We start from the raw sequence: 25,223 nt of genomic DNA, 5'->3' as shown, positions 1-25,223 counted from the left end.
GCTCAGCATGTGGGGTGCGGGGGCAGCTGTCAACGGCCGCCACCGGCGCACCAGTAGGGTTCTGCGGGTGCCGCAGATTCCAGAGAAGATCCACGAACTCACCGTCGGCCAGCTCTCCGCCCGCAGCGGGGCCGCCGTCTCCGCCCTGCACTTCTACGAGACGAAAGGGCTCATCACCAGCCGCCGCACCAGCGGGAACCAGCGCCGCTACGGCCGCGACACGCTCCGCCGCGTCGCCTTCGTCCGGGCCGCGCAGCGGGTCGGCATCCCCCTCGCCACCATCCGGGAGGCACTGGCCCAGCTCCCCGAGGAACGCACGCCCACGAACGAGGACTGGGCGCGGCTGTCCGGGGCGTGGCGCACCGAACTCGACGAGCGCATCAAGCAGCTCGGCCGGCTGCGCGACCATCTGACGGACTGCATCGGCTGCGGGTGCCTCTCCCTGGAGACCTGCGTCCTGTCCAACCCCGACGACCGCCTCGGCGAGCAGATGGCGGGCTCCCGCCTCCTCCCGATCCGCCGCCCGCCGACGGAGTAGCCGGCACTCGCGCGAGCCCCGGCCGCAACGGGCGGCGGGGCGCCGTCCGCGACCCGGGTCACGCCGCCGGGGCCAGGGGGCGGCGGGCTCGGGTCAGTGCTCCCGTCGTCAGGACCGCCCGGGGGACCCCCACCCCGCAGTCGCCGCACGCCGGGCCGAGCCCCGCCCATTCGATCCGCGGCCCCCCGCACACCGGGCACTCCTCGCCCGGCCCCCGCTCAAGCGCGGTGATCAGCCGCCGCAGCACCTCCGGCAGCGGGTCCGAGGGGTGGACCGCCGGGTCCCCGCAGCGGACCACGCCGTTGCCGCCCCAGACGCGCCGGTGCCAGTCGTCGAGCGCGCCCAGCCCGCGCAGCCCCTCGTGCTTCTCGCGCCGCCGCCGCGCGGCGAACCGCTCCTCGTACGCGAGCCACACCGCCCGCGCCTCCTCCAGCTCGTCGAGCGCGGCCACGAGCCGCTGCGGGTCGAGCTCCCGGTCCTCGGGACCGAATCTGTGTCTGCGGCACAGATGGTCCCAGGTCGCGCGGTGCCCGTAGGGCGCGAACCTCTCCAGGCACTTGCGCAGTGAGTACCTGCGCAGCGCCGTGTCGCACCCCGGATCGCGCACCTGTCTCGCGAGACTCCGGAAACCGGCCATCCCTCGCCACCTCCGCCGCTGGTCCTTCCGCGCTATCAGAGGGACGAACGGGAGCCCCGCCGTGTTCCATCGAAATTCCGATGGCAGCCATCACCGGCCGGTCCGGGACGCCGAGACCACCACCTCCGCCAGCTCGGGACGGCAGATGTCGCTGTGCGAGCGGACCACCTCGGCCGCGTCCACGCTCACGCATCCGACGCCCGGCACCCCCGAGCGCAGGGCCTCGGCGATGCTCAGGCCCGCCGTCCCCGGGACCGCCTGCACGCCGTCGTGTCCGATCGCGCCCCAGCGCGGGTCGTCCGTGCCGAGCAGCGACTCGGAGTCGTTCGCGAGCCGGGACGCCAGCGGGTACATCACCCCGAGCGCCGTGTCGTGCCGCGAGTAGCACGCCACGACCGGCCCCCGGACCCGGTTCTGGAGGTCCCGCAGCGAACCGGAGCGGCCCGGGTCGTGCGGCAGCCGCGCCGCGAACGCGTAGTGCGAGAAGGCGCCCTGGAGGAGCGTCACGGACGCGACCGGCCGGGCCCCCGCGGGCAGCCCCCGCAGCGCGTACGCGACGAGCCGGGCGCCCATGCTGTGCCCCACGAGGTGGACCCGGAGCCCGGGGGCGCTCCGGGCGACCTCCCCGAGCAGCGGCCCGAGCCCGTGCTCGCCGACCTGCCCGGCCCGCTTCTTCATCACGTAGTACGTGGCCTGCCGCAGCGCCTCCTTGGCGCCCTTCCAGTACTTCTTCAGACCTTCGCCGAAGAAGTCCTCCTCAGGTGAGTCCTCGAGGGCCCCCGTGAACAGGGCGCACACCTGCACCGGATCCCCCACCAGGAACTCCGGCACCGGCTCCCGTACGGCCACGGACTCGGCGTCCACGTCCGTCAGCTCCCGCAGCAGCGCCCCGAACTCCGCGAACGCCGCCTCCTCCGCCGGCGCCGCGTCGAGGAGTTCCGTGAGCCGCCCGATGACCGGCTCCTTCTCCGGGAGGACCGTCACGAGCGCCCTGAAGTCGGGCACCGGCTCGTCCGTGAACATCATCGAGGGCCAGATCACCCCCGCGTACCCCATCTCGGTCCCCGGCGCGAGCAGCCCGGGGAAGGGGGCGAAGAAGTCGGAGCAGAGGCGGGTGGCGCCGGACGGGGAGTTGTTCCATCCGTGCGCGAACAGCACCAGGTCGCCCACCCCCTGGCGCGCCAGCGCGGCCAGCGCGGAGGCCTGGCCCGGCGGCCCGTCGCCGTCCTTGTCGAAGGTGATCTCCCGGTACGGCTCCACACTCATCCCGGTCACGGCCAGACCGTCCCTCCACGTCGAGGGGGCCGCAGCGCCGAGTGCGCCCCGTGCGCGGGCGGCGGCTCCTTGGCCAGCATGCCCGCGCACGGCCCCGTCCAGACGTGCGACGGCGGGTCAGCGCAGCCGCGCCGCCGAGATCCTGGGGAAGTGGATCAGGAGGTCGTACGCGGTGGAGAGCCGCATCGGCACCACATCGCCCGGCCAGGGGAACACCGTCCCGATGTGCCGGACCGGCCGGGCCACGCCCAGCCAGTCGCGCGCCGCCGGAGTCGTACGCCGCATGTCCAGGTAGAAGGGGCCGGACGCGACCCGGTCCAGGGTGTCGGCGCTGCTGTCGGGGCCGAGCGGGGTGACGGCGAAGGTCCGGATCGGCTCGCCGGGGGCTCCGGTGTCGTGCGCGTTGAAGGAGCCCCGGCCGAAGGAGGCGCCGACGCTCAGGTAGTCCCGGCCCAGGAGGTCCCGCAGGAAGGCGCCCTGGAGCCGCGGGTACTGGTCGGGCTCCGGCGTCTCGTAGCCGACGTGCCCGTTGTGCGCGGAGAGCACCATCCGGTCGCCGGTCCGCCGCTGCCACCACACGGTGTTCTCGGCCATGGTCCGGTCGCGGTAGAGCATCGCCGCGGCGACCCCCTCGGGAGTCGTCAGGTCGTGGGCGTACTCGGTGCCGACCTGGGCGATCGCGCGCGCGTGCTGCACCGCCCACGCCTGCGCCTCCCGCGCCCGGGGGCCCCCGCCGGGGCTCCGCCGTTCCAGGAGGGCGAGGGCGCGGTTCACCTCGCCGGCCATCCGCTGCCGCTCGGCGCGCGGCTTCTCCATGTAGCCCTTCATCCAGGCCTCCACCTCGCCGGTGGGCCGGGAGTCGCGGTACAGCTCCCGGAAGCGGGGCAGGAGGTCCGGGTGGACGCGGGCGACGTACGAGGTGACGGTGTCGAAGAGGTTCGGTCCCGCGTACCCGAGGTCGTTCCCCATGAAGTGCACCGGGCGATCGGGGTGAAGCCGGTTGTACTCCCGCATCCACCGGAAGAGGTCGAGGTACTCCTCGGTGTTCCAGAGGCGGTACGACTCCTGGAACTCGTCCCGCATGATCGTCTCGATGTCGCCGCGGCCGGTGCGGACCCAGTCGTCGACGAGGAGCCCGGTGGACCAGGGGGCTTCCAGGGCGAAGGTGGTGAAGCCCCGGGACTCCACCAGGTGTTCGAAGATCCGGTGCTTGGCGGTGAAGAACTCGGCCGAGCTGTGGGTGGCCTCGCCGAGGCCGACGACCTTGGCCGAGCCGATCATCCGGTCGAGCGGACGCAGATCGGTCAGGGGCCGGGCGGAGCGGGCGAGTTCCCGTGCGGGGCCGGGGCCGGCCGGGCCCTCGGCGGCACGGGCCGCGGGCGCGAGGGTGCCCAGGCAGGCGGCGAGGAGGAGCCCGACGAGGGGCAGCCGGGACGGACGGCGTCGTAACGAGAGGTTCATGGGCCCAGCCTGGTCGGCGGGACGTCCCGGGGGACATCCCGCCGGCACCCGTACGGGCCGGGGGCCAACCCCACCCTCACCGGTACAGCAGGTACTCCTCCCGCACCGCCCGGAACACCGCCAGGTCCGTCTCCCACGCCCCGACGACCTCGTCCACGCCCGCGCCCGCGTCGATCAGGGTCCGTACCCGGGTCGAGCCGGTCAGCTTGTCGATCCAGTTGTCCGCCCGCCAGGCGAAGCCGGACCAGGAGCTCCTGGCGGTGACCAGGAGTCCGATGCCCGTCCGCACCGGGTCGAAGGACTCCCGGTCGTCGACGTGCAGCTGCACCCCGCCGACGGTCTTCCCCTGGAACTTGGAGAAGGTCGGGGCGAAGTACGCCTCGCGGAAGCGGACCCCGGGCAGTTCGAGGGCGTTCGCGGCCTCGGCCCACCTTCGGTCGATCCCCTCGGCGCCGAGGAGTTCGAACGGCCGGGTGGTGCCCCGCCCCTCGGACAGGTTCGTGCCCTCGAAGAGGCACGTGCCCGCGTAGACGAGCGCGGTCTCCGGTGTCGGCATGTTCGGGCTGGGCGGCACCCACGGCAGCCCGGTGGCGTCGAAGAACTCCGTCCGCCGCCACCCCGTCATCCGTACGGTCTCCAGGGCGACGGGCTCGGCCAGGAACGCGCCGTTGAACAGCCCGGCCAGCTCGGCCACCGTCATGCCGTGCGCCTGCGCGATCGGCTCCCGGCCGACGAAGGTGGCGAACGCCCGGTCCAGGACGGGGCCGAGCGCCGCCCGTCCGGTCACCGGGTTCGGCCGGTCGAGGACCACGAACCGCTTCCCGGCGAGGGCGGCGGCCGCCATGCAGTCGTACAGCGTCCAGATGTACGTGTAGAAGCGCGCGCCGACGTCCTGGATGTCGAAGACGACCGTGTCCACACCGGAGGCGGTGAAGACGTCCGCCAGGGGCTGCCCGCTCTTCAGGTACGTGTCGTAGACGGGCAGTCCGGTCGCCGGATCGTCGTACCGCCCCTCGGAGCCGCCCGCCTGGGCGGTGCCCCGGAAGCCGTGCTCGGGGCCGAAGACGGCGACCAGGTCCACCCGGTCGTCCGCGTGCATCACGTCCACGAGGTGGCGGGCGTCCGGGGTGATGCCGGTGGGGTTGGTGACGACGCCGACGCGGTCGCCCGCGAGGAGCGCGTACCCGTCGGCCGCGAGCCGCTCGAAGCCGGTCCGCACCCGGCCGTGACCGGGCGCGGCGGAGGCAGGGGCCGTGGACGTGGCCGCGACCGCGCCGAGGGCGCCTCCGGCGGCCAGCAGACTCCGTCGCGACAGGCTCATGCGGGACCTCCTCGGTGTGACGGGAGTGACATGGGCACGCACGCTAGCGCTCCTGACCGCCCCGGGGAACGAGGCGTGCGGAACGGGTCTTCCGCCCTTCCATACCGACCGGTTAGTCTGTCCCGGTCCCGACAGCGGGTCGTCACAGCCGAGAGGTGGGTCCATGACCGCGGACAGGAACGAACCCCGGAGCGCCGGCGCCGACGGGCTCCAGGGCGCCGGCGTCGTCGTCACCGGAGCGGGCGGCGGCATCGGCGCGGCCCTCGCCCGCCGCTTCGCCGCCGAGGGCGCCCGCGTCGTCGTCAACGACCTCGACCCCGAGCGGACCAAGGCCGTCGCCGAGGAGATCGGCGCCCTCGCCGTCCCGGGCGACGCCTCCGCCGTCGTCGACGAGGCCCGCGAGGCCCTCGGCGGCAGCGTCGACATCTGGTGCGCCAACGCCGGACTCTCCTCGCCCGGCGACGCCTTCGCCGACGAGGACGTCTGGGCCGCCGCCTGGGACGTCAACGTCATGGCCCACGTCCGCGCGGCCCGCGCCCTCCTCCCGGAGTGGCTGGAACGCGGCAGCGGCCGCTTCGTCTCCACCGTCTCCGCCGCCGGACTGCTCACCATGATCGGCGCGGCGCCGTACAGCGTCTCCAAGCACGGCGCGTACGCCTTCGCCGAATGGCTCTCCCTCACCTACCGCCACCGCGGCCTCAAGGTCCACGCCATCTGCCCCCAGGGCGTCCGTACGGACATGCTCACCGCCGCCGGATCCGCCGGCGAACTCGTCCTCGCCCCCACCGCCATCGAGCCCGAGGACGTCGCCGACGCCCTCCTCGACGCCATCGCCGCCGACCGCTTCCTCGTCCTGCCCCACCCCGAGGTCGCCGGCTACTACCGCAACCGCGCCACCGACCCCGAGCGCTGGCTCGGCACCATGAACCACGTCCAGCGGACCTGGGAGACGGCCACCGGTCGGCCGTAGCGCCGGCGGATGGGAAGATCTAGCGGCGGGATCGCGTTCCCGTGACCGAAAACGATCATCGAGGAAGGCGGCGGAGCATGGCCAGGACGACGGAAGGGAGCGGCGCCCCCGTCCCCCAGAGGCTCCTCGCCGCCGCCACCCGGCTCTTCGCCGAGCGGGGCTACGACCGCACCTCCGTCCAGGAGATCGTCGAGGCCGCCGGGGTCACCAAGGGCGCGCTCTACCACTACTTCGGCTCCAAGGAGGACCTCCTCCAGGAGGTCTACTCCCGGGTGCTGCGGCTCCAGCAGGAGCGGCTCGACGCGTTCGCGGACGCCGACGCGCCCGTCGAGGACCGGCTGCGCGACGCCGCGGCCGACGTCGTCGTCACCACCATCGAGAACCTCGACGACGCCTCCATCTTCTTCCGCTCCATGCACCACCTGAGCCCCGAGAAGCACAAGCAGGTGCGGTCCGAGCGGCGCCGCTACCACGAGCGCTTCCGCGCCCTGATCGAGGAGGGCCAGCGGGCGGGCGTCTTCTCCTCCGCCACGCCCGCCGACCTCGTCGTGGACTACCACTTCGGCTCCGTGCACCACCTGTCCACCTGGTACCGCCCGGACGGCCCGCTGACCCCGCAGCAGGTCGCCGACCACCTCGCCGACCTCCTGCTGCGGGCCCTGCGCCCGTAGGGCCCGTCCGGCTACAGGTACTGCTTCAGTTCCCGGCGCGCCAGCGACCGCTGGTGCACCTCGTCCGGGCCGTCCGCCAGCTTCAGCGTCCGCGCCGCCGCCCACAGCTCGGCCAGCGGGAAGTCCTGCGAGACGCCGCCCGCCCCGTGCGCCTGCACGGCCCTGTCGATGATGTCGACGACCGCGCGCGGGGTCGCGATCTTGATGGCCTGGATCTCGGTGTGCGCGCCCCGGTTGCCGACGGTGTCCATGAGCCAGGCCGTCTTCAGGACGAGGAGCCGCAGCTGCTCGATGGTCACCCGGGCGTCGGCGATCCAGTTCTGCACCACGCCCTGCTGGGCGAGCGTCTTGCCGAAGGCGGTACGGGAGACGGCGCGCCGGCACATCAGCTCGACCGCCCGCTCCGCCATGCCGATGAGCCGCATGCAGTGGTGGATGCGGCCGGGGCCGAGCCGGGCCTGCGCGATGGCGAAGCCGCCGCCCTCCTCGCCGACGATGTTCGCGGCCGGGACCCGGACCCCGTCGAAGACCACCTCGGCGTGGCCGCCGTGGGAGTGGTCCTCGTACCCGTACACCTGCATCGCCCGCCGGACCTCGACGCCCGGGGTGTCGCGCGGCACGAGGATCATCGACTGCTGGCGGCGCGGGTCGGGCCCGTCGGGGTCGGTCTTGCCCATGACGATGAAGATCCGGCAGTCGGGGTTCATCGCCCCGGAGATGTACCACTTGCGGCCGTCGACGACGTACGAGTCCCCGTCCCGCCGGATCCGGGTCTCGATGTTCGTCGCGTCGGAGGAGGCGACCTCGGGCTCGGTCATCGCGAAGGCCGAGCGGATCTCGCCGGCGAGCAGCGGCTCCAGCCACTGCTTCTTCTGCGCCTCGTCGCCGAACTGGGCGAGCAGCTCCATGTTCCCGGTGTCCGGGGCGGCGCAGTTGAGGGCGGTGGGGGCGAGGTGCGGGCTGCGGCCGGTGATCTCGGCGAGCGGCGCGTACTGGAGGTTGGTCAGCCCGGCGCCGTACTCCGCGTCCGGAAGGAAGAGGTTCCACAGCCCCTGCCGTTTGGCCTCGGCCTTCAGGTCCTCCACGACCGCCGGCGCGTCCCAGGGCGAGGCGAGCCGGGCTCGCTGCTCCTCGGCGACGGCCTCGGCCGGGTAGACGTGCTCGTCCATGAAGGCGAGGAGCTTCGCGCGCAGTTCCTCGGTGCGCGCGTCGTAGGAGAAGTCCATGGCGGTTCAGCCCTCCTGAAGGGTGGTCAGGCCGTGCTCGATGAAGACGGGGACGAGCTCGCCGATCCGGTCGAAGCCGGCCCCGACGGTCTGCCCGAGGGTCCACCGGTAGTGGATGCCCTCCAGGATCACCGCGAGCTTGAACCACGCGAAGGCCGTGTACCAGGCGAGTCCCGAGGTGTCGCGGCCGGAGCGGGCCGCGTAGCGCTCGACCAGCTCGGCGGTGCTCGGATGCCCGGGGGCGGTGGCGGTCGTGGAGACGGGGGAGTCCGGCAGGTCGAGCGGCGTGCTGTACATGACGAGGAGGCCGAGGTCGGTGAGCGGGTCACCGAGGGTCGACATCTCCCAGTCGAGGACGGCCCGGATCCGGCCGTCCTCGCCGGCGAGGACGTTGTCGAGCCGGTAGTCGCCGTGGATCACGGTGGGCGGGGGAGAGGCGGGCAGCGCACGCCCGAGGGCCGCGTGCAGCTCCTCGATTCCCGGCAGCTCGCGGCCGCGCGAGGCGTCGAGCTGCTTCCCCCAGCGGCGCAGCTGCCGGTCGAGGAAGCCTTCGGGGCGCCCGAAGTCGCCGAGCCCCACCGCCTCCGGGTCGACGGCGTGCAGGTCGACGAGGGTGTCGACCAGGCCGAGGACGGTGGCGCGGGTGCGCTCGGGGCCCAGCGGGGCGAGCTCACGGGCCGAGCGGTACGGCGTCCCGTCGACGAAGTCCATCACGTAGAACGGCGCGCCGAGCACCGACTCGTCCTCGCAGAGCAGGACCGTCCCGGGGACGGGCACGTCCGTCGCGTGCAGGGCGCTGATGACGCGGTGCTCGCGCCGCATGTCGTGCGCGGTGGCGAGGACGTGGCCGAGCGGGGGCCGGCGGACCACCCAGCGGCCGGTGCCGTCGCTCACGACGTACGTCAGGTTCGACCGGCCGCCCTCGATCAGCCGGGCGTCGAGGGGTCCGGAGAGCAGCCCGGGCCGCTCACGGTCGAGGTACCGGCGCAGCTGCTCGGGGTCGAGCCCTGGGGGCGGGGCGGAACTCACGTGGGGGTACCTCCGGATCGTCTTCGGCGACGCCCATTGTGACCGACCAGTCGGTATGCAGTCCAGGGCCCGCACCCACGCGGGCGGTGCCCCCGCCCGCGTGGGGCGCGGAAGCACCGCCCGTGACAGGGCTACGCGTGGCAGGCCACCGGGACCCCGCCGTTCATCGTCGCCATGTCCGAGAACACCGTCACGGGATCCAGCGGCGACCCCTCCGGCAGGCCCTCCAGTTCCGCGTACGCCCGGTGCAGGTTCGCCACGAGCCGCTCGCTCTCCCGCCACGCGGCGAACTCGCCGAGCTCCGCGCGCTGCGCCGTCTCCAGCGGGCTCGCCCCCTTCGCGTACCCCTCGACGGCGAGTTCCCGCACCCACAGCAGGTACCGCTCCGTGGTGTCGTACACCGAGGGGTCGGTCACCCGCCCGTGCCCGGGCACGACCGTCGGCGCGTCGAGGGAACGCAGCAGGTCGAGCGCGCGCAGCGACCCGGCGAGGGAGCCCATCGGCAGGAACGGCGTCCCGCCGTGGAAGACGAGGTCGCCGGTGAACACGACACCCTGCTCGGGGAGATGGACGATCGAGTCGCCGGTCGTGTGCGCGGCCCCCGGGTGGAGCAGCCGCACCTCGATCGCGCCGACGTACAGCGTGAGCCGCTCGCTGTACGTCACGGACGGCGGCAGGATGTCGACCCGCCCGAAGTCGGTCTGCGGCCACAGCAGATGGAGCTGGTGCCCGGCCGCGAGCTGCTCGGACCGGCAGTTCTCGTGACCCACGATCCGCGCCTCGGGGCGGAACACCCCGTTGCCGTAGGTGTGGTCGCCGTGGTGATGGGTGGAGACGATGGTGCGCGGCAGCGGCAGCCCCTCGGCGAGCACCGCGTCGCGCAGCAGCAGCGCGCGCCGCTCGGTGGCGGCGGTGTCGACGAGCAGCGTCTCGTCGACGTCGCCGATGAACCCGGCGTTGTTCAGGCACCAGCCGCCGTCGGGCTGGACGAAGGCGTACACGTGCGGCGCGAGCGTGACGACATAGGGATCGGTGGCAGACAAGGGATTCCCCCGGATGAGAGCCCGACTGGACAGGGGAAGAGTGCCAGTCGGCGCCGGGCCCAGGGAAGTCGGAACGGACCCCTCCGGGAACGGCGGACACGGCCGGGACGCGCAGCCCGGAGCCGACTACCCCTCGTCCCACCCCTGCGCCGCCGCGAACGCCTCCCCGTACTCCGCCGACCACCGCCCCAGCGCCTCGATCGGCCCGAGCAGCGAACGCCCGAGTGCGGTCAGCCCGTACTCGACCCGGGGCGGGGTCTCCTCGTACGCCCGGCGTTCCACCAGTGCGTACCCCTCGAGACGCCGCAGGGTCTCCGTCAGGACCTTCGCGCTGATCCCGCCGATCGCCGTCCGCAGCTCGCCGGGCCGGCGCGGCCCGTCCGCGAGCGCGTAGAGGACGACGCCGTTCCAGGTGTTGGCCAGCAGATCGAAGCCGAGCCGCGCCCGGCAGTCCGCGAGGAACCGGTCGGGAGCCCTGTCGGGAACCAATTGGTAAGTCGCCCCCCGCCTACGGTCGTTGGAGTCGGCACGCACAACGGTACGTGAGGGAGGACGCCCCATGCGGGTGGGAATACTGGGTACGGGCGCGATGGCGCGGGCGCTCGGCGGAGGGTGGGTCCGGGCGGGCCACGAGGTGCTCGTCGGCGGCCGGGACGAGGAACGGACCGCCGCGCTCGCGGCGAGCACGGGGGCCCGCCCGGGCACCCTCGCCGAGGCCGCCCGCTTCGGCGACGCGACCCTGCCGGCCCTGCCGTACGACGCCGTCCTGCCGGCCCTCGGCTCGGTGGGGCCCGTCGACTCGTTCGGCGGGCGGATCCTGATCGACTGCACCAACGCGGTCGGCCCCGGCCCCGTCCTCACCACCGGCGAGGGCCCCGGCGCCGCCCGCACCCTCGCGGCCGCGACGGGCGCCCGGGTCGTGAAGGCCTTCAACCACGTGACGCCGGCGGTGTGGAGCCGTACCCCGCCCGTCCTCGCCGACGGCCCGCTCGTCGTCCCCCTCTGCGGGGACGACGAGGAGGCCCTCGCCCTCGTCTCGACGCTCGCCGCCGACCTGGGCTGCGCCCCCTTCGTCGCCGGCCCGCTGGCCCACGCGGACCTCCTGGAGGCGACCACCGCCTTCCTCATCGGCCTCTGGACCTCGGGCCGCGACCCGCGCGCCATGCTCCCGCCGCCGGCGGCGCTCGGCGGCTGACGCGCCCGGCCCGCGCCCCGGCTTGCGGGCCGGCCCGGACACCCGGAGGGTCGGGGTATGAAGGCGATCAGCTACAGCCGGTACGGCGGTCCCGAGGTCCTGGAGTACGGAGAGCTGCCCGACCCCAAGGTCGGCCCCGACGAGGTCCTGGTCAGGGTGCGGGCGGCCGCCGTCAACCCCGTCGACTGGAAGGCGCAGGCCGGCTATCTCGACGGCATGCTCGACGTCGTGTTCCCCGTCGTGCCCGGCTGGGACGTCTCCGGCGTCGTCGTCCGGACCGGCGTCTCCGTCCCGGAGTACGACGCCGGGGACGAGGTCATGGGGTACGTCCGCGAGGACTTCCTCGCGCACGGCACCTTCGCCGAGTACGTCTCCGCGCCCGTCCGCACCCTCGCCCGCAAGCCCCGCAGCCTCGGATTCGAGGAGGCCGCGGCCCTCCCGCTCGCCGGCCTCACCGCGTACCAGGTGCTCCAGGCGCAGGCCCTCGCGGTGCGCCCCGGGGACACCGTCCTCGTGCACGCGGCGGCCGGCGGGGTCGGCTCGATGGCCGTGCAGATCGCCCGGCACCTCGGCTGCCGGGTCCTCGGCGCGGCCAGGGACGTGGGTCTGGAGCGGGTCGCGGAGCTCGGCGCCGAACCCGTCCGCTACGACGAGGAGACGTTCGCCGAGCAGGTCCGCGCCCTCGCCCCGCAGGGCGTGGACGCCGTCCTCGACACCATCGGGGGCCCGTTCCTCGAGCTCTCCGCCCGGCTCCTCGCCCCGGGGGGCCGCCTGGCGTCCATCGCCGACGGGGAGGTCCTCGCCCTCGGCGGCCGCTACTTCTGGGTCCGCCCCGACGCCGCCGACCTCGCGGCCCTCGCCGACCTGGCCGACGCGGGCGTCCTCACCGTACGGGTGGCCAGGACGTTCCCGCTGGAGCGGGCGGCCGACGCCCAGCGCGCCAACGCGGCGGGCGGCCTGAACGGCAAGGTCGTGGTGACCGTGCCCTGAGGAGTCACCAGATCACCGCCGCGCCGAAGACCGCGAGCGCGATCGTGCACACCGCCGCGAGCAGCGCGCCGCGGTGGGAGAGCGGGAGCGGCCGGGCCGCGCCCAGGGAGCGGATCCGGCGGTGGGCCACCGCCAGGAACGCGATCCACACCAGGGAGGAGAGCGCGAACCCGGTCACCTCCTTCGCCGTGACCTCGTCGCTGATCGTCGCCTTCATGGCGAGCACCGCGACGACCGTGCACGACAGGGTCGTACGCCGCCACGCGAGCCGGGTCCGCTCCGGCTGGAGCCCCGGATCCCGGGCCCCGTCGGCCGGGCTCACTTCCCGGCCCAGCCGAAGACGACGAGCACCACCATGGCGAGCGCCACGACGGCCACCGCGAGGCTGAGCACCGCCGGGAAGCGGGACACCGGCAGGTCCTCGTTGCGCCGCATCGCCCGCTCGCAGCGCACCCAGTGGTTCACCGCCCGCAGGGAGCACAGCACACCGGCGACGAGCAGCGCGAGCGCGAGCCCGACGCGGACGCCCCAGCGCAGGTCCGGCAGGAACTGGTCGACGGCGAAGCCGCCGCCGATCAGGGCGAGCGCGGTCCGGAGCCAGGCGAGGAAGGTCCGCTCGTTGGCGAGGGAGAAGCGGTAGTCGGGGGTGTCGCCCTCGTCCCGGATCCGCTGCGGCGCGAACCACAGCCGCAGACTCTGCACGAAATCGCTCACCCGTGCACCCTAACGGCCGGAAGATCGCCCCGCCCGGCACCGAAAGGCCGGTCCGGGGCGCGCCCGCCCGGCACCGGGAGACCGTCCCGCGGTGCGCCCGCCCGGGACCAAAGGCCGGCCCGCCGTGCGCCGGCCCCGCACCGGAAGGTCAGCCCGCCGTGTGTCCCTCCGCCCGCAGCAGCTCGTACGCCGCGAGCCCGTCCGGTACCCACTCCCAGGCGTCCGCCGTCCCCGGCAGCCGCCGTTCCAGTTCCTCGTCCGTGAGGAAGCCGTGCCAGGCGACCTCCTCCACCTGGGGGCTGACCGGCAGTTCGCAGCGGACCTCGTAGACCGCCGACCACCACTTCCCGGCCACGCCCCCGGAGTCGTACAGGAAGCGCGTCACCGGCTCGGGGCGGGGCAGCCCGGAGACCCCGAGCTCCTCCTCGGCCTCCCGCAGGGCGGCCTCGTCGTAGGACTCGCCCGCGCCGACGACGCCGCCGACGAACATGTCGTACATCGAGGGGAAGACCAGCTTCGTCGGCGTCCTGCGGTGGACGAAGACGCGGCCCTCGGCGTCCCGCACCCGGATGAAGACGCAGCGGTGGATCAGGCCCCGCGCGTACACCTCACCGCGCGAGGCCCGCCCGACCACCCGGTCGTTCTCGTCGACGACGTCGAGGATCTCTTCAGAGGCGCTCATGCACCCATGAAATCACTGGCCCATGACGTACTTGACCGTCGGACCGGTCGTCCAGCCGCCGTCCACGGCGAGCTCCGCGCCCGTCACGTACGAGGCGGCGTCCGAGAGCAGGAAGACGACCGCGCCCGCGATCTCGTCGGCCTCGCCGACCCGGCCCATCGGCGTGTTCGGGTACCTGCCCTCGCCGCGCTCGATGCCGACGGAGGCCGTCATCGGGGTGTAGGTCATGCCGGGGTGGACGGAGTTGACGCGGATCTTCGCCGTGCCGAGCTCCACCGCGCCGATCTTCGTCAGGCCGCGCACGCCCCACTTGGAGGCGCCGTACCCGGCGGTCAGGGCCAGGCCCATCAGGCCGGCGGCCGAGGAGATGTTGACGATCGAGCCGCCGCCGGCCTCCTTCATCGCCGGGATCGCGACCTTCATGCCGATGAAGACGCCGGTCAGGTTGATGTCGAGGACCTTGCGGAAGTGCTCGACGGACTCGGTCTCCAGGAACGCGCCGGTGGAGATGCCGGCGTTGTTCACGAGACCGTGCAGCCCGCCGAACTCCGCCACCGCGAAGGCGACGGCCGCCGCCCACTCCTCCTCGGAGGTCACGTCGTGGTGCAGGAACCGGGCCCGCTCGCCGAGCGCCTCGGCGGTGGCCTTGCCGTCCTCGTCGAGGACGTCGGTGATCACGACGTTCGCGCCGGAGGCCACGGCCAGCCGGGCGGCCTCGGCGCCCAGGCCGCGGGCGCCGCCGGTGATGAGCACGGTCTTGCCGGTGAGGTCGTTCATGGTGAGGTCCCTTTCAGCGGGTTCAGACGCTCCGGGGCTGTGCGGCCCGGAGAAGCGCGGTGGTGGTCTCGACGAGGTCGGCGAGGAAGAGCGGCTCGCCGGTGAGGGGCTCGGTGCCGTCGAGGTACTGCCGGGCCCGGTCCGCCATCGCCGCGCCCACCACGGTCAGCGCCAGGTCGAGGCGCTCCAGGAGCAGCGGCTCGGGGAGTCCGCCGGCGGCCAGGCGGTCGGCGATCCGCTCGATCAGGCTCCAGTAGGAGGTGCCGGCGAGCGTGGGATGCGGGGTGCGGGTGCGGACGCCGCTCTCGTGGCTGAGCTGCGCGGAGATCCGCAGGCAGCGGCGGCCCCGGTCGGTGCCCAGCTCGGTGGCCTCGGCGGTGACGAGCGCGGCGACCAGCTGCCGGAGGTCGTCGCCCGCGCCGTCCAGAAGAGGAGCGAGCACCTGTTCCGTACGGGTCTGGCGGCCGGCCATGACCGCGTCGAGCAGTCCGGCGCGCGAGCCGAAGTGGTACTGCACGGCGGAGGGGTTGGCCTGTCCGGCCAGCGCCACGATGTCCCGCAGCTGTGCGCCGTCGACACCCTGTGCGGCGAAGAGCTCCTCCGCAGCGCGGATCAGTTTCTCCCGGGTCTCGGGCCCTGACGTCCTTGCCATGCCTTCATATTAATGCTCGACATTAGAAAACGGAAAGGCCGGACGGTTGACTCGATACATCCGTGTATCCAAGATGCGGTCCATGTCCTACGACGCTGATGTGATCGTGATCGGGGCGGGCCTCGCCGGCCTCGTCGCCACCGCCGAGCTGGTCGACGCCGGCCGCTCCGTGATCCTCCTCGACCAGGAGCCGGAGCAGTCCCTCGGCGGTCAGGCCCACTGGTCCTTCGGCGGCCTGTTCCTCGTCGACTCGCCCGAACAGCGCAGGATGCGCGTCAAGGACAGCCACGCCCTGGCCCTCCAGGACTGGTACGGCACCGCCGGTTTCGACCGCGACGAGGACCACTGGCCGAGGAAGTGGGCCGAGGCGTACGTCGACTTCGCCGCCGGCGAGAAGCGCGCCTGGCTCCACGCGCGCGGGGTGCGCTTCTTCCCCGTCGTCGGCTGGGCCGAGCGCGGCGGCTACGACGCGAACGGCCACGGCAACTCCGTACCCCGCTTCCACATCACCTGGGGCACCGGACCCGGCCTCGTCGCCCCCTTCGAGCGCAGGGTCCGCGAAGGCGCCGCCCGTGGCCTCGTCGACCTCCGCTTCCGCCACCGCGTCACCGGCCTCGGCCGCACGGCCGGAACCGTCGACACCGTCTCCGGCGAGATCCTGGAACCCTCCACCGCCGCCCGCGGCACCGCCAGCGGCCGCGAGGTCGCCGGCACCTTCGAGCTCCGCGCCCAGGCCGTGATCGTCACCTCCGGCGGCATCGGCGGCAACCACGACCTGGTCCGCGCGCAGTGGCCCGCCCGCCTCGGCACCCCGCCCGCCAAGCTGCTCTCCGGCGTACCCGCCCATGTCGACGGGCTGATGCTCGGCATCGCCGAGAAGGCCGGCGCCCACCACATCAACCGCGACCGGATGTGGCACTACACCGAGGGCATCGAGAACTGGAACCCCATCTGGGCCCGGCACGGCATCCGCATCCTGCCCGGACCGTCCTCCCTCTGGCTCGACGCCACCGGCAAGCGGCTGCCCGTCCCGCTCTTCCCCGGCTTCGACACCCTCGGCACCCTCGAACACATCATGCGGACCGGCCACGACCACACCTGGTTCGTCCTCGACAAGCGCATCATCGGCAAGGAGTTCGCGCTCTCCGGCTCCGAACAGAACCCCGACCTCACCGGCAGGTCCGTCCGCGACGTCCTCGGCCGCGCCCGCGCCGACGTACCGGCACCCGTCCGGGCGTTCATGGACCACGGCGTCGACTTCGTCGTCGAGAACGACCTCTCCGCCCTCGTCCGCGGCATGAACGCCCTCACCGACGAGCCGCTCATCGACGAGGCCGCCCTGCGCCGCGAGATCACCGCCCGCGACCGCGAGATCGCCAACCCGTTCACCAAGGACCTCCAGGTCACGGCGATCCGGGGAGCCCGCAAGTACCTGGGCGACAAGCTGATCCGTACGGCGGCGCCGCACCGCCTCCTCGACCCGAAGGCGGGCCCGCTGATCGCCGTGCGCCTCAACATCCTCACCCGCAAGTCCCTCGGCGGCCTGGAGACCGACCTCGACTCCCGCGTCCTCACGGAGGGCGGCGAGCCCCTGGACGGCGTGTACGCGGCGGGCGAGGCGGCGGGCTTCGGCGGCGGCGGGGTCCACGGCTACCGCTCCCTCGAAGGCACCTTCCTCGGCGGCTGCATCTTCTCGGGCCGCGCGGCGGGCCGGGCGGCGGCGAAGGCGGTCGGCTGAGCGGCGCCCATCCTGTGGCGCGGGTCACACGCGAGGTCCTTCGTGTCGCGGGCGTCCCCGCTGCCCAGGATGAGCCATGGACATAGGCATCGCACTGCCGCAGTACGGCACCCACGCCCGCGCCGACCGCGTCGCCGCCTTCGCGCGGGACGCCGAGGAGGCCGGGTTCGACTCGCTCTGGGTCGGCGACCGCGCCCTCACCCCGGTCGACCCCGGCGACCTCTACCCGGGACACACGCCCGAGAACCCGTACCCCCACCAGTACAAGACCTTCCTCGACCCGCTCACCGTCCTCACCGTCGCCGCCACGGCGACCGGCCGCGCCCGGCTCGGCACGAGCACCCTCAACGGCCCCTGGTACCCGCCGGTCCTCCTCGCGCGCTCGCTCACCTCGCTCGACCAGGTGAGCGGCGGCCGCCTCGACGCCGGGCTCGGGATCGGCTGGCTCCGCGACGAGTACACCGCCGTCGGCGCCGACTTCCGCCGCCGCGGCGCCCTCCTCGACGAACTCCTCGACGTCCTCCACGGCATCTGGACCGAGGAGGAGTTCGGCCACGAGGGACCGCACTGGACCATCCCCGCCTCGTACGTCGGCCTGCGCCCCGTCCAGCCGGGCGGACCGCCCGTCTACCTGGGCGGCTTCAGCCCCGCCGCGCTGCGCCGGGTCGGCCGCCGGGCAGCCGGCTGGGTCGGCACCGTCCTGCCGCCCGCCGTCGCCGGGCACCTGTGGGACGAGGCCCGGCGCGCCGCCGACGACGCCGGCCGGGACCCCGGTTCGCTGCGCCGCGAGATCCGCCACAACCCGGGCCCGGGCGCCACGGCGGACGCCATCGCCGCCGTCCTCGCGGGGGTACGGGACACGGGCGCCGAAGGCTGCTTCGTCGACCTCCAGCAGTGCGTGGACGAGCCGGGCGAGGCCCTGGAGCTCGGCGTGAAGGTCCTGTCGCTGCTGCGCGGCTGAACACGCGTACGCACGGGAGCCCCGGACGTCCAGAAGGACGTCCGGGGCTCCCGCGTGCGCCCGGTCGCTTACAACACCAGCGACAGCAGCAGGACGAGCACGATGCCGACGACCGAGATGATCGTCTCCATCACCGACCAGGTCTTGACCGTCTGGCCGACGTTCATGCCGAAGTACTCCTTCACCAGCCAGAACCCGGCGTCGTTGACGTGGCTGAAGAAGAGCGAACCGGCACCGATCGCGAGGACGAGCAGCGAGACCTCACCAGTCGACATGCCCTCGGCGAGCGGGGCCACCAGGCCGGCCGCCGAGATCGTCGCCACCGTGGCCGAGCCGGTCGCGAGCCGGATCGCGACCGCGATCAGCCAGGCGAGCAGCAGGGCCGGGATCGACCAGCTCTTCGAGAAGTCGAGGATCATCTGGCCGACGCCGATGTCGATCAGGGTCTGCTTGAAGCCGCCGCCCGCGCCGACGATCAGCAGGATGCCCGCGATCGGGGCGAGCGACCTGTCGACGGTGGAGGACAGCTGCTCCTTGGTGAAGCCGGCCGCGCGGCCCATCGTGAACATGGCGACTATGACGGCCGCGAGCAGGGCGATCAGCGGCGAGCCGATGACGTCGGTGACCTTCTGCACGCCGTTCTCGGGGTCGTCGACCACGATGTCGACGAGCGCCTTGACCAGCATCAGGACGACGGGCAGCAGGATGGTCGCGACGGTGACGCCGAAGCCGGGGCGCTTCTCCAGGTCCGCGGAGGGGCGCGCCGGGACCATCTTCTCCGGGGCCTGGATGTCCACCCAGCGGGCGGCGTACCTGGAGAAGACCGGACCGGCGATGATCACGGTCGGGATGGCGACGACCAGGCCGAGCGCGAGGGTCACGCCCAGGTTGGCGCCGACGGCGTCGATCGCGACGAGCGGGCCGGGGTGCGGCGGGATCAGGCCGTGCATCACGGACAGGCCGGCCAGGGCCGGGATGCCGATCCGCATCAGCGAGTAGTTGCCGCGCTTGGCGACCATGAGGACCACCGGGATCAGCAGCACGATGCCGACCTCGAAGAAGAGCGGCAGGCCGATCACGGAGGCGATGAGGACCATCGCCCAGGGCATGGCCTTCTTGCCGGTCTTCGCCAGGATCGTGTCCACGATCTGGTCGGCGCCGCCGGAGTCGGCGAGCAGCTTGCCGAGGATCGCGCCGAGCGCGATGAGCACGCCCACGCCGGCGACGGTGTTGCCGAGACCGGTGCTGAACGACTTGATGGTGTCCGCGAGCGGGGCACCCGCGAACGCGCCGAGCGCCAGGGACCCGATGGTCAGCGCGAGGAACGCGTGCAGCTTGAACTTGGTGATGAGCAGGACGATGACGGCGATGCCGGCGAGCACGGCGATCCCGAGCTGGGCGTTGCCTGCCGAGGTGATCGGTTCGGCGGCGTCCGCTGCCAGGATCTCGACGCTGAGGCTGGTCACGGTGGTGTCCTTCGTACGGGCAGGAATCGGGGGACGGAGGTGCGGGGGGAAGGTCAGCCGGCCAGGCCGCGCAGGGCGGCGACGGCGCGGGCGGTGATCTCCTCCGGGGTGCCGGAGACGTCGACGGCGACGCCGGCCTCGTCCTCCTGCAGCGGCTGCAGGGTGGCGAACTGGGAGTCGAGGAGTGCCGTGGGCATGAAGTGGCCCTTGCGTGCGGCCATCCGCTCCTCGATGAGCTCCCGGTCACCGGTCAGATGCAGGAAGACGACCCCGGGCGCGGCGGCACGCAGCCGGTCCCGGTAGATCCGCTTGAGCGCGGAGCTGCTCACGACCCCGCCGAGCCCGGCCCGGTCGTGCGCCCACTCCCCGATGGCGTCCAGCCAGGGTCCCCGGTCCGCGTCGTCCAGCGGGACGCCGGCCGACATCTTGGCGACGTTGGCCGCCGGGTGGAAGTCGTCGCCCTCGGCGTACGGCAGTCCGAGCGCCTCCGCGACCAGCGGACCGATGGTGGTCTTGCCGGTCCCGGCGACGCCCATCACGACGACGACCGGGGGAGCGGTGAGGGGGGTGGTGCTCATGGGGGTGCCTCGCTGTCTTCTTCGACATCGATTCGGTGAATCCGTCGCGCTCATGAAACCCATTGGGTACGACGTATTCAAGAGACTGTGACGTAAAAGTAGTACTTTTAATTCCCGGGTGTGGGCACCGGGTCCCGCCCGCATAGGCTGATCACCATGACGACACCGGCCCAGGGGCTCCACTCACACGTCCTGGCCACCCTGGGCCTCGCGATCACCGCCGGGGAGTACCCGCCGGGCACCGTGCTGCGCACCGACGAGCTCGCCCAGCGCTTCGACGTCTCCCGGACCGTCGTCCGCGAGGTCGTCCGGGTCCTGGAGTCCATGCACCTCGTCGAGTCCCGCCGCCGCGTCGGCGTGACCGTGCTCCCCACGGCCAGCTGGAACGTGTACGACCCCCAGGTCATCCGCTGGCGGCTGGCCGGTGCCGACCGCCCCCGCCAGCTCCGCTCGCTCACCGTGCTGCGCTCGGCCGTCGAGCCCGTCGCCGCGGGGCTCGCCGCGCTGAACGCCACCCCCGAGCAGTGCCGCGAGCTCACCGAGCAGGCCCTCGGCATGGTCGCCACCTCGCGCGGCCGGCGCCTGGAGGAGTACCTCGTCCACGACATCGCCTTCCACCGGGTCGTCCTCGTCGCCTCCGGGAACGAGATGTTCGCCCGCCTCGGCGACGTCGTCGCCGAGGTCCTCACCGGCCGCACCCGCCACCACGTGATGTTCGAGGACCCGGACCCGGCCGCCGTCACCCTCCACGTCCAGGTCGCCGAGGCCGTGCGGGAGCGGGACGCGGCCCGCGCCGAGGAGCTCACCCGCCAGATCGCGGTCGGCGCCCTCCAGGAGCTGGACGTCCTCGCCCCGTAGTTCACCCGGGCGTTACCCGTCCGTAAGCTCTGAACTAGCTCAAATAAGGGCGTTCAGTGGCATGCGTCACAGTCAGTCGGGCGTCGTTGCCGTGAGGATGTGCGCTGGCCGTGCCGGGGACACCCCCCGCAGGTACGGCCGGGTACCGCACCGTCCCCCTCACGAAGGCGAACAACTCCATGACTGACCGCGTCACCGCGGCCGAGCCGCTGTCCGCCGCACCGGCGAACCCGGCCGCCGCCCCCCACGTCGACGCAGGCGACGCCGGCTACCGCAAGGACCTCAAGTCCCGGCACATCAACATGATCGCCATCGGCGGCGCCATCGGCACCGGCCTCTTCCTGGGCGCCGGCGGCCGGATGTCCCAGGCGGGCCCGTCCCTCTTCATCGCGTACGCCGTCTGCGGCGTCTTCGCCTTCTTCGTGGTGCGCGCCCTCGGCGAGCTGGTGCTCTACCGCCCCTCCTCCGGCGCCTTCGTCTCCTACGCCCGTGAGTTCATGGGCGAGAAGGGCGCCTACACGGCCGGCTGGCTGTACTTCCTCAACTGGTCGACCACCGCCGTCGCCGACATCACCGCGGCCGCCACCTACGCCCACTTCTGGGCCATGTTCAGCGACATCCCGCAGTGGGTCCTCGCCCTGATCGCCCTCGCGGTCGTCCTCACCGCCAACCTCATCTCCGTGAAGTACTTCGGCGAGATGGAGTTCTGGTTCGCGATCATCAAGGTCGCCGCCCTCGTCGCCTTCATGCTCGTCGGCATCTTCCTCGTCGTCACCTCGCACGACGTCGGCGGCCACACCCCGGGCCTCGCCAACATCACCGACAACGGCGGCATCTTCCCCAACGGCATGATGCCGATGCTGCTGCTCATCCAGGGCGTCGTCTTCGCCTACGCCTCCGTCGAGCTCTGCGGCGTCGCCGCCGGTGAGACCGAGAACCCCGAGAAGATCATGCCGAAGGCGATCAACTCGATCATGTGGCGCGTGGGCCTCTTCTACGTCGGCTCCGTGGTCCTGCTCGCGCTGATCCTCCCGTACACCGCGTACTCCGGCGACCAGAGCCCCTTCGTCACCGTCTTCGACAAGCTGGGCATCCCCGGCGCCGCCGGCGTGATGAACCTCGTCGTCCTCACCGCCGCCCTCTCCAGCCTCAACTCGGGCCTCTACTCCACCGGCCGCATCCTGCGGTCCATGTCGCTCTCCGGCTCCGCGCCCAAGTTCACCGGCGTCATGAACAAGGGCGGCGTCCCCTACGGCGGCATCCTGCTCACCGCGGGCTTCGGCGTCGCCGGTGTCTTCCTCAACTACGTCATGCCCGGCGAGGCCTTCGAGCTGGTCCTCAACTTCGCCTCCATCGGCATCATCGGCACCTGGGCCATGATCATGATCTGCTCGCTGCTCTTCGTGCGCAGCGCCAGGCAGGGCAAGCTCACCCGCCCCGGCTACCAGCTGCCCTGGGCCCCGTACACCCAGATCGTGACCCTGGTCTTCCTCGCGGCCGTCCTCGTCCTGATGTGGATGGACGGCGGCATCAGCCGCACCACCGTGAACTGCCTGCCGCTCATCGCGGCCGCGCTCACCGGCGGCTGGTTCCTGGTCCGCCGCCGCGTCCGCGCCACCTCCGCGGCACAGAACTGAGACTCCCCCCACGGGAGACGGCGGGACCCCCACAGGCACGGCCTGCGGGGGTCTCGCCTTTTGTCAGGAGATAGTGGTACGCAAGAGCCTTACAAGATCCGCTTGAAGGGAAGGGAAGTTCGCGATGCCGCAGCACGTCCAGGGGGTCATCGCCCCCGGCAGGAACGAACCGGTACGCGTCGAGACCATCGTGATCCCCGACCCCGGCCCCGGCGAGGCCGTCGTCAAGATCCAGGCCTGCGGAGTCTGCCACACCGATCTCCACTACAAACAGGGCGCGATCAACGACGAGTTCCCCTTCCTGCTCGGCCACGAGGCCGCAGGAATCGTCGAGTCCGTCGGCGAGGGCGTCACCGACGTCACCCCCGGCGACTTCGTGATCCTCAACTGGCGCGCCGTCTGCGGCACCTGCCGCGCCTGTACCCGGGGCCGCCCCTGGTACTGCTTCGCCACCCACAACGCGAAGCAGAAGATGACCCTGCTCGACGGCACGGAGCTCTCCCCGGCCCTCGGCATCGGCGCCTTCGCCGAGAAGACCCTCGTCGCCGCCGGCCAGTGCACCAAGGTCGACCCGTCCGTCGCCCCCGAGGTCGCGGGCCTCCTCGGCTGCGGCGTGATGGCCGGCATCGGCGCCGCGATCAACACCGGGAACGTCGGCCGCGGCGACACCGTCGCCGTCATCGGCTGCGGCGGCGTCGGCGACGCGGCCGTCGTCGGCTCCCGCCTCGCCGGAGCCGCGAAGATCATCGCCGTCGACATCGACGACCGGAAGCTGGACAAGGCCCGCGAGATGGGCGCCACCCACACGGTCAACTCCCGCACCGCCGACGCCGTCGAGGCGATCCGCGAGCTCACCGGCGGCTTCGGCGCCGACGTCGTCATCGAGGCCGTCGGCCGCCCGGAGACGTACGAGCAGGCCTTCTACGCCCGCGACCTCGCCGGCACCGTCGTCCTCGTCGGCGTCCCCAGCCCCGAGATGAAGCTCGAACTCCCGCTCCTCGACGTCTTCGGCCGCGGCGGCTCGCTCAAGTCCTCCTGGTACGGCGACTGCCTGCCGTCCCGCGACTTCCCGATGCTCATCGACCTGCACCAGCAGGGCCGCATCGACCTCGCCGCCTTCGTCACCGAGACCATCGGCCTCGGCGACGTCGAGAAGGCCTTCGCCCGCATGCACGAGGGCGACGTCCTGCGCTCGGTGGTGGTCCTCTGATGGCCGCCCGGATCGACCACCTCGTCACCTCGGGCACCTTCAGCCTCGACGGCGGCACCTGGGACGTCGACAACAACGTCTGGATCGTCGGCGACGACACCGAGGCCATCGTCATCGACGCCGCCCACGACGCCGACGCGATCCTCGCCGCGCTCGACGGCCGCGCCCTGCGCGCCATCGTCTGCACCCACGCCCACGACGACCACATCGACGCCGCCCCGGCCCTCGCGGCCGCCACCGGCGCCCGGATCCTGCTCCACCCGGCCGACCAGCCGCTGTGGAAGCTCACCCACCCCGACCACAGCCCGGACGGCGAGCTCGCCGACGGCCAGGTCCTCACCATCGCCGGCACGGACCTCACGGTCCTCCACACCCCGGGACACGCCCCGGGAGCGGTCTGTCTGTACGCCCCCGAGCTCGGCACGGTCTTCTCCGGCGACACCCTCTTCCAGGGCGGCCCCGGCGCGACCGGCCGGTCCTACTCGGACTTCCCGACGATCGTCGGCTCGATCCGCGAGAAGCTCCTCACCCTGCCGCCGGAGACGGTCGTCCGCACCGGCCACGGCGACACCACCACGATCGGCGCCGAGGCCCCGCACCTGGAGGAATGGATCAAGCGCGGTCACTGAGAGCCAGCCGGCTCTCGAACCGCACCTCGTCACCCGTGAACGGGTCGGTGAACTCCAGCGTCCGCGCGAGCAGTCGCAGCGGACGTGTGAAGTCCTCCGGCCCGTCCTCGCGGACCACCGGATAGACCGGATCGTCGAGGATCGGCAGCCCCAGGCCGTTCATGTGCACCCGCAGCTGATGGGTCCGCCCGGTCACGGGCACGAGCCGGTACCGCCCGAGCCCTCCCGCGTGCCCGAGGAGCTCGATCCGGCTCTCGGCGTTCGGCTCGCCCGGCACCTCCCGGGCGGCCATCACCCCGCGTTCCTTCTCGATCCTGCTCCGCACGGTCACCGGCAGCGCGACTGCCGGGTCGTACGGCGCCACCGCCTCGTACTCCTTGCGCACCACCCGGTCCCGGAACAGCGTCTGGTACGCCCCCCGGTCCTCCGGCCGCACGACGAACAGCACGAGCCCCGCCGTCAGCCGGTCGAGCCGGTGTGCGGGCTGGAGGCGCGCAAGCCCCAGGTCACGCCGGAGCCGGGCGAGCGCGGTCTCCGTGACGTGCCGCCCGCGGGGCATCGTCGCGAGGAAGTGCGGCTTGTCCACCACCACGATCCGCTCGTCCCGGTGCACGATCCCGATCTCGAAGGGCACCGGCGTCTCGGCGGGAAAGTCCCGGTGGAACCAGAGGTACCGCCCCGCGGCGTACGGCTCGTCCGCATCGGCGGCCCGGCCGTCGGCCCCCACGAACCGCCCCTCGCGCAGCATCGCCCGCACGCGCTCGGCCCCCACGGCCCCCGCGTACCGCTCGACGAGATGGTCCCCGACGGTCTCCCAGGCCCCTTCGGGATCCTCGGGCAGCCGCACCCGCACCGGATCGATCCCCGCCCGTTGGGGGAGCGGCGCCTCCGGCGTCTTCCTTCTGCGTCCCACGCGTCCTACCGCCGTAACCGCCGTGACATAACGAGAAAGACCCCACATGATG

The 25,223-nt window shown here is 72.8% G+C and carries 27 protein-coding genes; 11 read left to right on the top strand and 16 right to left on the bottom strand.

The window, feature by feature from the left end:
- Positions 1 to 67 precede the first annotated feature (67 nt).
- Positions 68 to 538, top strand: coding sequence for a redox-sensitive transcriptional activator SoxR (soxR, locus tag ACFYX3_RS21735; protein WP_376594442.1), 471 nt, complete (start codon positions 68 to 70; stop codon positions 536 to 538).
- A gap of 58 nt (positions 539 to 596) precedes the next feature.
- On the opposite strand, the gene ACFYX3_RS21730 is transcribed toward soxR, so the two are convergent.
- From ACFYX3_RS21730 to ACFYX3_RS21715, 4 genes are all read right to left on the bottom strand, one after another.
- A complete protein-coding gene (locus tag ACFYX3_RS21730; protein ID WP_116161835.1) occupies positions 597 to 1,175 on the bottom strand; it encodes a hypothetical protein in 579 nt (192 codons plus the stop codon).
- A 90-nt stretch (positions 1,176 to 1,265) separates the two neighbouring features.
- Positions 1,266 to 2,441 carry a serine-threonine protein kinase gene (locus tag ACFYX3_RS21725; RefSeq protein WP_389015976.1) on the bottom strand — a complete coding sequence of 392 codons (1,176 nt, stop codon included), beginning with the start codon at positions 2,439 to 2,441 and terminating at the stop codon, positions 1,266 to 1,268.
- A 126-nt stretch (positions 2,442 to 2,567) separates the two neighbouring features.
- Positions 2,568 to 3,911, bottom strand: coding sequence for an erythromycin esterase family protein (locus ACFYX3_RS21720; RefSeq protein WP_389015698.1), 1,344 nt, complete (start codon positions 3,909 to 3,911; stop codon positions 2,568 to 2,570).
- 76 nt (positions 3,912 to 3,987) lie between these two features.
- A complete protein-coding gene (locus ACFYX3_RS21715) occupies positions 3,988 to 5,232 on the bottom strand; it encodes an exo-beta-N-acetylmuramidase NamZ domain-containing protein (RefSeq protein WP_389015695.1) in 1,245 nt (414 codons plus the stop codon).
- A gap of 163 nt (positions 5,233 to 5,395) precedes the next feature.
- Here ACFYX3_RS21715 and ACFYX3_RS21710 point away from each other — a divergent pair, with 163 nt between their 5' ends.
- Entirely contained in the window at positions 5,396 to 6,202 is an 807-nt protein-coding gene (locus tag ACFYX3_RS21710; protein ID WP_376594439.1) for an SDR family oxidoreductase, read from the top strand.
- Positions 6,203 to 6,279: 77 nt separating this feature from the next.
- Positions 6,280 to 6,873, top strand: a complete 594-nt coding sequence (locus ACFYX3_RS21705; RefSeq protein WP_359511155.1) for a TetR/AcrR family transcriptional regulator — start codon at positions 6,280 to 6,282, stop codon at positions 6,871 to 6,873.
- Between the two features lie 11 nt (positions 6,874 to 6,884).
- On the opposite strand, the gene ACFYX3_RS21700 is transcribed toward ACFYX3_RS21705, so the two are convergent.
- The 4 genes from ACFYX3_RS21700 to ACFYX3_RS21685 all read right to left on the bottom strand — a co-directional run bounded on the left by ACFYX3_RS21700 (position 6,885) and on the right by ACFYX3_RS21685 (position 10,660).
- Complete coding sequence (locus ACFYX3_RS21700) at positions 6,885 to 8,099, bottom strand: acyl-CoA dehydrogenase family protein (protein ID WP_389015690.1); 1,215 nt, start codon at positions 8,097 to 8,099, stop codon at positions 6,885 to 6,887.
- Positions 8,100 to 8,105: 6 nt separating this feature from the next.
- A complete protein-coding gene (locus tag ACFYX3_RS21695) occupies positions 8,106 to 9,128 on the bottom strand; it encodes a phosphotransferase family protein (RefSeq protein WP_389015687.1) in 1,023 nt (340 codons plus the stop codon).
- Between the two features lie 131 nt (positions 9,129 to 9,259).
- Positions 9,260 to 10,171: an MBL fold metallo-hydrolase gene (locus ACFYX3_RS21690; protein WP_389015684.1), complete on the bottom strand. Its 912-nt coding sequence runs from the start codon at positions 10,169 to 10,171 to the stop codon at positions 9,260 to 9,262.
- Between the two features lie 126 nt (positions 10,172 to 10,297).
- On the bottom strand, positions 10,298 to 10,660 hold the full coding sequence (locus ACFYX3_RS21685; protein ID WP_389015681.1) for a winged helix-turn-helix transcriptional regulator: 363 nt from the start codon (positions 10,658 to 10,660) through the stop codon (positions 10,298 to 10,300).
- A 70-nt stretch (positions 10,661 to 10,730) separates the two neighbouring features.
- On the opposite strand from ACFYX3_RS21685, the gene ACFYX3_RS21680 reads away from it, so the two are divergent.
- Entirely contained in the window at positions 10,731 to 11,366 is a 636-nt protein-coding gene (locus ACFYX3_RS21680) for an NADPH-dependent F420 reductase (RefSeq protein WP_389015678.1), read from the top strand.
- A gap of 57 nt (positions 11,367 to 11,423) precedes the next feature.
- The gene (locus ACFYX3_RS21675) at positions 11,424 to 12,356 is read left to right on the top strand and encodes an NADP-dependent oxidoreductase (RefSeq protein ID WP_389015675.1); all 933 of its coding nucleotides are present in this window, start codon (positions 11,424 to 11,426) and stop codon (positions 12,354 to 12,356) included.
- A gap of 4 nt (positions 12,357 to 12,360) precedes the next feature.
- On the opposite strand, the gene ACFYX3_RS21670 is transcribed toward ACFYX3_RS21675, so the two are convergent.
- The 5 genes from ACFYX3_RS21670 to ACFYX3_RS21650 form a co-directional block, all read right to left on the bottom strand.
- On the bottom strand, positions 12,361 to 12,678 hold the full coding sequence (locus tag ACFYX3_RS21670) for a DUF202 domain-containing protein (protein WP_382660356.1): 318 nt from the start codon (positions 12,676 to 12,678) through the stop codon (positions 12,361 to 12,363).
- On the bottom strand, positions 12,675 to 13,070 hold the full coding sequence (locus tag ACFYX3_RS21665) for a YidH family protein (protein WP_376594430.1): 396 nt from the start codon (positions 13,068 to 13,070) through the stop codon (positions 12,675 to 12,677). Before ACFYX3_RS21665 ends, ACFYX3_RS21670 begins: the two co-directional genes overlap by 4 nt.
- Positions 13,071 to 13,218: 148 nt before the next feature.
- Positions 13,219 to 13,752 carry an NUDIX domain-containing protein gene (locus ACFYX3_RS21660; RefSeq protein WP_389015671.1) on the bottom strand — a complete coding sequence of 178 codons (534 nt, stop codon included), beginning with the start codon at positions 13,750 to 13,752 and terminating at the stop codon, positions 13,219 to 13,221.
- A 12-nt stretch (positions 13,753 to 13,764) separates the two neighbouring features.
- Positions 13,765 to 14,529 (bottom strand): glucose 1-dehydrogenase, encoded by a 765-nt coding sequence (locus ACFYX3_RS21655; protein ID WP_389015668.1) that lies wholly within the window; start codon positions 14,527 to 14,529, stop codon positions 13,765 to 13,767.
- Between the two features lie 22 nt (positions 14,530 to 14,551).
- On the bottom strand, positions 14,552 to 15,181 hold the full coding sequence (locus tag ACFYX3_RS21650) for a TetR/AcrR family transcriptional regulator (RefSeq protein WP_376594427.1): 630 nt from the start codon (positions 15,179 to 15,181) through the stop codon (positions 14,552 to 14,554).
- A gap of 82 nt (positions 15,182 to 15,263) precedes the next feature.
- Here ACFYX3_RS21650 and ACFYX3_RS21645 point away from each other — a divergent pair, with 82 nt between their 5' ends.
- Positions 15,264 to 16,919, top strand: coding sequence for an FAD-binding dehydrogenase (locus ACFYX3_RS21645; RefSeq protein ID WP_389015664.1), 1,656 nt, complete (start codon positions 15,264 to 15,266; stop codon positions 16,917 to 16,919).
- Positions 16,920 to 16,995: 76 nt separating this feature from the next.
- The gene (locus ACFYX3_RS21640; RefSeq protein WP_389015661.1) at positions 16,996 to 17,880 is read left to right on the top strand and encodes a TIGR03619 family F420-dependent LLM class oxidoreductase; all 885 of its coding nucleotides are present in this window, start codon (positions 16,996 to 16,998) and stop codon (positions 17,878 to 17,880) included.
- Positions 17,881 to 17,948: 68 nt separating this feature from the next.
- On the opposite strand, the gene ACFYX3_RS21635 is transcribed toward ACFYX3_RS21640, so the two are convergent.
- Both ACFYX3_RS21635 and ACFYX3_RS21630 read right to left on the bottom strand, forming a co-directional pair.
- Positions 17,949 to 19,346 (bottom strand): gluconate:H+ symporter, encoded by a 1,398-nt coding sequence (locus ACFYX3_RS21635; protein WP_389015658.1) that lies wholly within the window; start codon positions 19,344 to 19,346, stop codon positions 17,949 to 17,951.
- Positions 19,347 to 19,399: 53 nt separating this feature from the next.
- Positions 19,400 to 19,924, bottom strand: coding sequence for a gluconokinase (locus tag ACFYX3_RS21630; protein WP_389015655.1), 525 nt, complete (start codon positions 19,922 to 19,924; stop codon positions 19,400 to 19,402).
- Positions 19,925 to 20,080: 156 nt separating this feature from the next.
- On the opposite strand from ACFYX3_RS21630, the gene ACFYX3_RS21625 reads away from it, so the two are divergent.
- The 4 genes from ACFYX3_RS21625 to ACFYX3_RS21610 all read left to right on the top strand — a co-directional run bounded on the left by ACFYX3_RS21625 (position 20,081) and on the right by ACFYX3_RS21610 (position 24,258).
- A complete protein-coding gene (locus ACFYX3_RS21625; RefSeq protein ID WP_389015652.1) occupies positions 20,081 to 20,782 on the top strand; it encodes a FadR/GntR family transcriptional regulator in 702 nt (233 codons plus the stop codon).
- 179 nt (positions 20,783 to 20,961) lie between these two features.
- Positions 20,962 to 22,419, top strand: coding sequence for an amino acid permease (locus ACFYX3_RS21620; RefSeq protein WP_382660342.1), 1,458 nt, complete (start codon positions 20,962 to 20,964; stop codon positions 22,417 to 22,419).
- 124 nt (positions 22,420 to 22,543) lie between these two features.
- Positions 22,544 to 23,629 (top strand): S-(hydroxymethyl)mycothiol dehydrogenase, encoded by a 1,086-nt coding sequence (locus tag ACFYX3_RS21615; RefSeq protein ID WP_116161857.1) that lies wholly within the window; start codon positions 22,544 to 22,546, stop codon positions 23,627 to 23,629.
- Positions 23,629 to 24,258: an MBL fold metallo-hydrolase gene (locus ACFYX3_RS21610; RefSeq protein ID WP_116161858.1), complete on the top strand. Its 630-nt coding sequence runs from the start codon at positions 23,629 to 23,631 to the stop codon at positions 24,256 to 24,258. The genes ACFYX3_RS21615 and ACFYX3_RS21610 overlap by 1 nt, the downstream gene beginning before the upstream one ends.
- Here the strand turns inward: ACFYX3_RS21610 and ACFYX3_RS21605 are convergent.
- A complete protein-coding gene (locus tag ACFYX3_RS21605) occupies positions 24,242 to 25,219 on the bottom strand; it encodes an RluA family pseudouridine synthase (RefSeq protein WP_389015647.1) in 978 nt (325 codons plus the stop codon). The two genes, ACFYX3_RS21610 and ACFYX3_RS21605, sit on opposite strands and share 17 nt — an antisense overlap.
- Between the last annotated feature and the right edge of the window lie 4 nt (positions 25,220 to 25,223).

Source organism: Streptomyces sp. NPDC002463, from assembly GCF_042889835.1.
Classification (GTDB): Bacteria; Actinomycetota; Actinomycetes; order Streptomycetales; family Streptomycetaceae; genus Streptomyces; species Streptomyces nymphaeiformis.
The sequence above is the reverse complement of the archived record's forward strand: the minus strand, read 5'-3'. Positions and strand labels throughout refer to the sequence as shown.